Raw genomic sequence first — 8,392 nt, forward strand, 5'->3', positions numbered from 1 at the left:
GTATGATGCGCAATGTATTAAGGGCAGCAGGTTTTGAATTGCGTATCGGCGTCGAGCTGGGTGAAGTGGCGGTTATCCACAATGAGGTAACTGATATTGCCGACTTGGAAGGTGTGGCCGTTAGCATGGCTGCGCGTATGGAAGCAGCGGCCGAGCCTGGAGAGGTTCTCGTTAGTCACAAGGTGCGCCATTACGCCGAGCGCAGTGACCTGTTTAAATTTATCCCGCGCCGCGTACCACTGAAAAAATCCATTGGTACGATAGAGCAGGGCGAGCATATTGAGTGTTTTGCAGTGGAGGCAACAAAAAATCTGCAGGATACTTTGGTATAAAGCCAAGTGTTGAATTGCGAAAAATCACCGCCTTAAGCGGTGATTTTTTATTACAGCCAACCCGATTTTTTAAATCGATAATACAAATATACGCAAATTACCGAAACAATTCCCAAGGATACCGGATAACCGTATTTCCATTTTAATTCCGGCATATGTTCAAAGTTCATTCCCCAAATACCCACAAAGGCTGTTGCCACTGCAAAGATGGCTGCCCAGGCCGCGAGCCGTTTATTCACCTCACTTTCATCGATGCTTACCATCGATAGATTCACCTGAATTGCGGTGCCTATGGTGTCGCGAATGGAATCGATAGAGGTGTTGATGCGATAAAGATGATCGTGTACATCGCGGAAATAATCTTTGGTATCAGCAACAATGGGGGGCACGCGGCCACCATCCAGCTTTCCCACTGCCTCAAGCAAGGGTGCTACGGCGTGTTTCAGCGTGGTTACTTTGCGTTTTAATTCATAAAGTCGTTCGATATTGGCGCGCTGCGATCCCTTGGTAAAAATTTGATCTTCAATAATTTCCAATTCAGTTTCAAATGCAACTACGACGGGAAAGTAGCGATCAACCACCGCGTCCATCAGTGCATAGAACACAAAAGCTGACCCCTGTATCAAGAGATGTGGTTCGCGTTCGCAACGGGCGCGCACGCCAAGAAAACCTTGTTGAGTACGGTTGCGTGCCGAGAGCACATAATTTTCACCAACAAACACATCCACTTCACCGACACTTAATTCGCCATCGACAAATTCAACGGTGTGCATGACGGCAAATAAGGAATCACCATACTCTTCAATTTTGGGGCGTTGATAGCCAGTGTGTGCGTCTTCTACTGCCAACTCATGCAAGCCAAATTCCTGTTGCATCTGCTCCAGTTCGGTAGGCTCTGCATCTTTTAATGCAACCCATACAAAACAGTCTGGTTTTTTCACATAGTCACTTATTTCTTCGACCGGAATACTGCAGAGTTTTTTCCCCTCCTGATAAGCGACACAGTTGATCAGCATAGGCAAATCTCCGTAAAAATATGTGTGAAGTGAGGATTGGGTGTTAAGGTGCTGCTAGTGTATTCCCAGTGTCACCCATGCTGCACAAATCATAAAACAATTAAATGATAAAAACGTGAGTAAACGTGGATTGATCGTTTTCAGTAGCCTAAGCGTAGCAAATCGCTTGTAACTTATTCAGCAATGTCGTTAACCGGAGTTTTTATGAGCACTACAGAAATCCTTTTTCGTCCCTTAAAGATCGGCAACCTCGACGTACCTAATCGTATATGGATGGCTCCACTTACCCGTTGCCGTGCAGGGCTTGAACATCTACCCAATGCACTTATGGCTGAATATTACGCCCAGCGTGCCAGCGCTGGTTTAATCATAGCCGAAGCGACTATGGCGATGGAGGGAAACTCGGCATTTTGGCAAGAGCCAGGCATTCACTCGCAGGCCCAGGTAGATGGCTGGCGCAAGGTGACTGATGCCGTCCATGCAAAGGGCGGCAGGATTTTCTTACAAATATGGCACGGCGGACGCGCTTGCCATCCCGCATTGAATGCGGGCAAACAACCCGTTGCACCTAGTGCTATTGCAATTATCGATGAGGTACATACACCGGAAGGCAAACTACCCTATACCTAACCGCGCGCATTAAGTGATGACGAGTTGCCTGGTATAGTTGCCGGATTTAAACAGGCTGCTATCAACGCAAAAGCCGCCGGTTTTGACGGTGTAGAAGTTCACGGCGCGAATGGTTACTTGTTGGACCAATTTCTGCGCGATGGCTCGAATAAACGCAGTGGTGCCTATGGAGGTCCGATCGAAAATCGCGCGCGCTTGATGTTAGAGGTTATCGCCGCTGTGTGTGAAGTATGGGACAGCAAACAAGTTGGTTTGCGGTTATCGCCCCTCAACAGCTACAACAGCATGATCGACAGTGACCCCATTACGCTTATCACCTGGTTAGCAAAACGCTTGAATGATTTTAATCTCGCCTATTTGCATGTAATGCGCAGCGACTTCTTCCAGGCACAACAAGGCGATGTGATGACGCCGGCGCGCGAACATTACAAGGGCGTGTTGGTTGGCAACATGGGTTATTCAGCGGATGAAGCTGCCGAAGCTATAGCCGCTGGAAAATTGGATGCGGTAGCATTCGGTGTTCCCTTCCTCGCGAATCCGGATTTGCCAGCACGTTTTAAACTGGGTGCGTCATTAAATGCGGCGGATTCGGCCACATTTTATACGGCCGATTCCGTAGGTTATACTGATTATCCTGCGATGGCTGATTAATCTAACCCTGGATAATTCAAAAGGGTTCGGTCATTCGGACTCTTTTGATTTTATTCATGGTTTTTAGTAGTGGTTGATAGAATGAGCGAACACAGCAAAACCAAAACCAGTTTTTATCGCCGGCTATATGTTGCCTGGTTGATTGAGCAAGGTAGTAACACGGTGCCAAAAATTATTTATGCAACCGGTATGCCGCGTCGCACAGCGCAAGATACGCTTGCAGCGATCCATGAATTGGATATCGATATGGAAAACACCAATGGTACTTATCGTATTGTGAGCTGGGGAGCGGTTAATCGGCATTGGCTTGCCGACAATATCGAGCAAATTAAAACTGTGTTGGCCTACCCATAATAATTCTTAATTTCTATCTGTCTGGTACATTTTTATGACTACCGATAATCTTGGCCGCACCAGTAGCTATCTCCAAAAAGAGCAGGGCTACCGCGAAAAAGCGTTAAAAATGTATCCCTGGATTTGTGGGCGTTGTGCGCGCGAGTTCAACTCCAAGAATATTCGCGAACTCACGGTTCATCACCGCGATCATAATCACGATAACAATCCTGCTGACGGCAGTAACTGGGAATTGCTTTGCCTGTATTGCCACGATCATGAACATACAAAATTCCATGAGCATGTTTTGTATGGTTCAACGACGGAAAAGAAAATTGCCCCTGCAACGCACAATCCCTTTGCGGATTTGAAAAACTTGCTAGATAAAAAATAGTTGTGATTTTTAAACGTTATTGCGGATGTGCTGCAATACTTTAGTTACCCACTTTGATTTTTCTGCGACATTCTTTTCGCGCGTGATTCTATGACAAGGTAGACAATACACGCGATGGCCAGTGGCAGTAGAAAATAGACGACTCTGTAACCAATCAAGGCTGCCAAAATACTTCCTTTGGACAATTGATGGTGAAGCATTGCGATAAAGATGGTTTCCAGTACACCCAGCCCAGCAGGAATATGCGCGACCACACCGGCGATGCTGCTGATCAACAAAATTCCCAGTACTGTTTGATAAGTGACCTTATCCGGCATAAAGGTATAAATAATCAAACCCATCAGCAACCAGTTAGTCATTGCCAGCCCTGCTTGTATCAGGGCAAGTTGTAGTTTTGGCAAGGTAAATTTATGGGCACGAAAATGGAAGGATCGGCGCTTGGAGAAGCGGCATGCCCAAAAATAAATAGCCGCTATCGCGAGTAAAATAAACCCAACCAGTTGTAGTGCAGTGCCACCTATTTTGGCTTCATCCGGTAAATCTACCCAACGGAAAGAAAATAAGATACCTGCCAGAATGATATAGCCGAGCCAATTGGTGATAAGGCTCATGCTGAGTATTTTAGTAATTGTTCCTGAATCAAGCCCAAGGCGTGAATATAAACGGAAGCGCAACGCAATGCCGCCAACCCAGGCAGTTAAATTCAACGTAAACGCATAACAGACAAACGCCAGGGGTAATACCTGTCGTACGGGCAAAGAATGCCCTGTATATTTTCTTCCCACCAAATCGTAGCTGGCGAAAACAAGGTGACTGAAAAGTGCAATGCTGGTACCGATTAATAAGGTGTTAGCGTTGTAACTTCGTAACGCTTGTTCTACTTCTGCCCATTCGATATTTTTAATTAACATCAATAGCAGTACGGGAACCAGAATAAAAAATGCGATGGTAAGTATCCTCTTAGCCCATTGCCACTTTTTATTGGGTGCCCGCATCTTTGCTGGGGAATCTACCGCAGCGCTAGGTGAGCCGGAGTGGCTCATGATATGGATTCCTTGGACAAGCCTTTTTTCTTGTAACTTTCGTTCAAGGATTTATTTTTAGCGAAGTTATATTTTTCGTAACCTTGTTTATTTTTGAATATAGCATTTGTTACCTTAGTGGATTCTCCCGTTTTTTGCGTTATGTGATTTTTTTCGCTATCGGTAAAGTCTTTCGAGGGGGTTACCAATTTTAGTTCGTGTGTATGCGCTGGTAGCCACCCCATAATAGTGGGAAATTTTCGTAAGAAATGGAAGCTCAAGAATATTATAGGAGCGCGCCACCATAGACCGCGTACTGCGGTTTTAATGTTTAACTTTTTGCAGTGACTATTTACAAGATGACTAAAGTGTTCGTAAAGCTGTTGATTAAACACTTCATTATCGATAAAAACATTCGCTTCCAAATTTAATGACAAGCTCAGCGGGTCCAGATTACTCGATCCTACTGTCGCCCAGTTGTCGTCCATGAGAGCGACTTTTCCATGCAAGGGGCGCTGGCAATACTCATAAATTTTCACACCAGAGCGCAATAAGTAATTATAAAGTAAACGCGATAAGGCGGTGACCCACGCCATGTCAGGCTGACCTTGCAGAATTAATATCACTTCCACATTACGTTGTGCTGCGCGACGTAATTCGCGCAGTAAACGATATCCGGGGAAGAAATATGCGTTGGCAATGATTAGACGCTTTTGGGCTAGCCGGGCGGCAAGGAGATATTGTCGTTCTATATCCCTTGGGTGTGCGCCATTGTCTCGCTCAACCATCAATGCCCTCACGTCTCCAGCAGCAGCTGGCTCCGCTACTTGCGCGGCCTGAATATAATTACGCCGCTCCTTACGGCTGGAGGCTCGTAACAACAAGAGCATACAGGTTTGGTGAATGTCCGCTACCACTGGGCCTCGTACCTCTACGGCATAATCTTGTTTGGCTTTTTCGCCTGAGCTAATGAGATGATCGGCGGAAAAATTAATTCCACCGACGAACGCGATATGCCGATCAATAACAGCGAGTTTACGATGCAATCGACGAAATATATTCAGGCGCACGCCCCAAAGTTTGGGCTGCGGGTCAAAAATATGCAGGCGCACTCCTGCCGCGGTGAGTGCATCGGTAAACTCCTGGCTCAGATCCCATGTGCCGTAATCATCAACAGTGATATCAATACTCACGCCACGTTGCGCCGCGGCAATTAACTCTTGTTGAAGTTGATTGCCTATTTCATCTTCATAGACAATAAATGTCTCCAATAGGATTTCTTCTTTTGCATTGCGAATACATTCGAATACGCTAGGAAAAAACTCTTCACCGTTAATAAGAAGCTTTACGTCATTACCGTCCCGCCAGTTGTCCTTCATATAAAAATCTCCACGGCTAAGGGTGCATGATCTGAAAGGTGGGACCAAGGGCGCTGCAATAACACTTTGGGGTTTTGCGTAGACGCGTTACGCACATAGACTCTGTCGAGAGAAAGTATCGGCCAGCGTGCAGGAAAACTTTTTGCCGGTTTGCCATATTCGTTTACAAAAGCTTCCCGCATATTACAGGTTGCAAGGATAGCATCCGCACGTTTTCGCCAATCGTTAAAGTCACCTGCAATGATGACGGGGGCTGATAATGGAAGACTTTCAATTAAATCGCGTAATAAAAAAAGCTGTAGCTTGCGATGACTTTCGCGTAGACCTAAATGCACGCAGATTGCATGAACTTCCTTGTGTCCTGGAATTTTCACTACGCTGTGCAAAAGCCCGCGTTGTTCGATTCGTCCAATAGAGATATCCAGATTTTGAAAACGAATAATTGGGAATTTGGACAGTATGGCGTTACCGTGATCCCCCTCGGGATATACTGCATTTCGGCCGTAGGAAAATTCTGGCCACATAGTATCGGCTAAAAATTCGTATTGGGACGTGGTTGGCCAATTGCTATGGCGCTGTGCATGTTGTTTATGGCTTCCATGTACTTCTTGTAGAAATACAAGTTCGGTTGAGAGGGATCGAACGGCGTCACGCAATTCAGGTAGAACAAATTGGCGATTAAACACAGTGAAACCTTTGTGCATGTTCAGTGTGAGTATCCGTAACTTATGTACGGTGGAATGGGGGGGTGTTAACTCAATAGCGCTGGGTTTCTCTTCTGAAAAAGGTGGGGCAAGTGTGGTTTTCGTAGGACTCGGACCATCATTCATAGAGTGACCATTTTGGGGTAAAAGAGATACCAAATTTTAATCACTACTATTAATGTAGTTCTGTATGTTGTCCCACATAAGCTGCTGGCGGTGGGGGGCGGTGGGGGTATAAGTAACGAGGGTGTATCTACTTGATAGATCGGGATTGATAAATATTTATATTTGTAACATTTATCTTAACGGTAGTCCGTAGATGGAAAATAGAGGGTGTCTCATCGCTAAAAAGCTGGCTTGGGAGGCTGCTCAGATAGGTAAGCAGAAAACCTATAAAAAAGCAGAAGAATAAAATGGCTTATCAGCGCTCGCTTTGCCGGCAGCCACGTTTGTTGCGTACCTACCCACACTATTTTTTCTTCGCACATCAATCATAAATTTGTTTTTTCTTCCATTTTTCATTTTCTTCATCGAAATTTTTCCATTCTTTGCTTGATGATCCATCAGCCGTTGCGGCGGGTTTGGTAGGGGACGTTGCTGCTGGTTGTTCTGCCCCTTCTGGTGTTGCCTCTGCTTTTTCTTGCAGCTTTGCAATCATTGCATCCAACTGCGCGATTTGTTTGTCAAAACCATGGCTTGCATTTTCAGCTGCCAATGCTTTGCGGGCCAGGGTGTAATAGTGAACGGCCAGACGTACCTTGCCTACTTGTTGTGCCTGACGTGCATTGAATACGTGTCCATCAACCGACATTTGCAATACCAAGCGGTTAATTTGATCGACATAGGCCTCGGTCTGTACTTGGTTTATCAGGTGTAGGGCCGATTGCTGCATGACAAATCGATGGAGCTCTTGTAACAAGCTGTGCGCCTCTTTTATTTGCTGCGGATTTTCCAGGCGCACCCTCGCTTGTTGGTTGTTGTCTTTTTGAGTGGCGAGCAGGTTGGTGTAGAGGTTGAATTGCTCGGCATGAGTCGGATCCTTGGGTTCAAGGCGTGATAGCTGATCACAGCAATCGACCAGCGCGCGATAGAGAAGGGCAGTTAGTTCGTTGGATAAAAAACCTGTGGGGAAGCTAGTCGCGAGATCGCGAAAGGAATTGCGTCTTGCGCGTAGGGCAGTAATCAAGCGTTGACGTTGTACTCGCCTTTTTTCAATGGAATGCGATAAAAATAAATACCCTGCCAGTAAAATCAGCAAAAGGAAAATTATGGCAATAACATAGGCTGACATGATGGTTTGAAAACCTTATCGGTTAAATGCTGGGCATATTAATGAATTTAGTATAGCACCGAAAAAAGTGGCGCCAGAATTTGTGCTTTGTCGGTAGCGTAAAAGCGCTAAGTGCTTGTTTCCACTCCGATAAAAAAAGAATTAAAAGTGTTGACACAAACAGCACCTGTCCCTAGAATGCGCCCCACTTCTGACGCAGACATCGACTCGCAAGGGCTGGTGAAAACGTAAGATGGTCCGGGTCCCCTTCGTCTAGTGGCCTAGGACACCGCCCTTTCACGGCGGTAACAGGGGTTCGAGTCCCCTAGGGGACGCCACATTTAGCGGGAATAGCTCAGTTGGTAGAGCATAACCTTGCCAAGGTTAGGGTCGCGAGTTCGAGTCTCGTTTCCCGCTCCAACTTCTCTCACCAAGGGAAGTTAATGCAGTAAAGATTGACGTTTTAATCTGTTAGTGAAGTACGTTTTATCGTTGTCACCTAGGCAACTTTCAAAATGTCCCCTTCGTCTAGTGGCCTAGGACACCGCCCTTTCACGGCGGTAACAGGGGTTCGAGTCCCCTAGGGGACGCCACATTTAGCGGGAATAGCTCAGTTGGTAGAGCATAACCTTGCCAAGGTTAGGGTCGCGAGTTCGAGTCT

At 46.1% G+C, this 8,392-nt stretch carries 8 protein-coding genes, 3 tRNA genes and 1 pseudogene; 7 read left to right on the forward strand and 5 right to left on the reverse strand.

All coding sequences use genetic code 11. The features are described from left to right. On the forward strand, window positions 1-332 hold a 332-nt coding region (locus tag ACWA6V_RS12685), incomplete at its 5' end, for an adenylate/guanylate cyclase domain-containing protein (protein WP_449522835.1). Between the two features lie 50 nt (window positions 333-382). Here the strand turns inward: ACWA6V_RS12685 and corA are convergent. Continuing rightward, on the reverse strand, window positions 383-1,348 hold the full coding sequence (gene corA / locus ACWA6V_RS12690) for a magnesium/cobalt transporter CorA (RefSeq protein ID WP_449522836.1): 966 nt from the start codon (window positions 1,346-1,348) through the stop codon (window positions 383-385). Between the two features lie 204 nt (window positions 1,349-1,552). On the opposite strand from corA, the pseudogene ACWA6V_RS12695 reads away from it, so the two are divergent. The 3 genes and pseudogenes from ACWA6V_RS12695 to ACWA6V_RS12705 all read left to right on the forward strand — a co-directional run bounded on the left by ACWA6V_RS12695 (window position 1,553) and on the right by ACWA6V_RS12705 (window position 3,356). Beyond that, window positions 1,553-2,629 (forward strand): annotated as a pseudogene (locus ACWA6V_RS12695) (alkene reductase). Between the two features lie 81 nt (window positions 2,630-2,710). After that, window positions 2,711-2,983, forward strand: a complete 273-nt coding sequence (locus ACWA6V_RS12700; RefSeq protein ID WP_449522837.1) for a helix-turn-helix domain-containing protein — start codon at window positions 2,711-2,713, stop codon at window positions 2,981-2,983. Between the two features lie 34 nt (window positions 2,984-3,017). Then, complete coding sequence (locus ACWA6V_RS12705) at window positions 3,018-3,356, forward strand: YajD family HNH nuclease (RefSeq protein ID WP_449522838.1); 339 nt, start codon at window positions 3,018-3,020, stop codon at window positions 3,354-3,356. A 44-nt stretch (window positions 3,357-3,400) separates the two neighbouring features. On the opposite strand, the gene ACWA6V_RS12710 is transcribed toward ACWA6V_RS12705, so the two are convergent. From ACWA6V_RS12710 to ACWA6V_RS12725, 4 genes are all read right to left on the reverse strand, one after another. After that, window positions 3,401-4,399 (reverse strand): lysylphosphatidylglycerol synthase domain-containing protein, encoded by a 999-nt coding sequence (locus ACWA6V_RS12710; protein WP_449522839.1) that lies wholly within the window; start codon window positions 4,397-4,399, stop codon window positions 3,401-3,403. Continuing rightward, entirely contained in the window at window positions 4,396-5,757 is a 1,362-nt protein-coding gene (clsB, locus tag ACWA6V_RS12715; protein ID WP_449522840.1) for a cardiolipin synthase ClsB, read from the reverse strand. The genes ACWA6V_RS12710 and clsB overlap by 4 nt, the downstream gene beginning before the upstream one ends. Next, entirely contained in the window at window positions 5,754-6,587 is an 834-nt protein-coding gene (locus ACWA6V_RS12720) for an endonuclease/exonuclease/phosphatase family protein (RefSeq protein WP_449522841.1), read from the reverse strand. Before ACWA6V_RS12720 ends, clsB begins: the two co-directional genes overlap by 4 nt. Before the next feature lie 361 nt (window positions 6,588-6,948). Continuing rightward, on the reverse strand, window positions 6,949-7,752 hold the full coding sequence (locus ACWA6V_RS12725) for a hypothetical protein (RefSeq protein ID WP_449522842.1): 804 nt from the start codon (window positions 7,750-7,752) through the stop codon (window positions 6,949-6,951). Window positions 7,753-7,993: 241 nt separating this feature from the next. Here ACWA6V_RS12725 and ACWA6V_RS12730 point away from each other — a divergent pair. The 3 genes from ACWA6V_RS12730 to ACWA6V_RS12740 all read left to right on the forward strand — a co-directional run bounded on the left by ACWA6V_RS12730 (window position 7,994) and on the right by ACWA6V_RS12740 (window position 8,324). Continuing rightward, window positions 7,994-8,069 (forward strand) — tRNA-Glu (locus ACWA6V_RS12730). Window positions 8,070-8,075: 6 nt separating this feature from the next. After that, window positions 8,076-8,151, forward strand: a tRNA-Gly gene (locus tag ACWA6V_RS12735). A 97-nt stretch (window positions 8,152-8,248) separates the two neighbouring features. After that, window positions 8,249-8,324 (forward strand) — tRNA-Glu (locus tag ACWA6V_RS12740). Window positions 8,325-8,392 lie beyond the last annotated feature (68 nt).

The organism is Cellvibrio sp., from assembly GCF_053579595.1.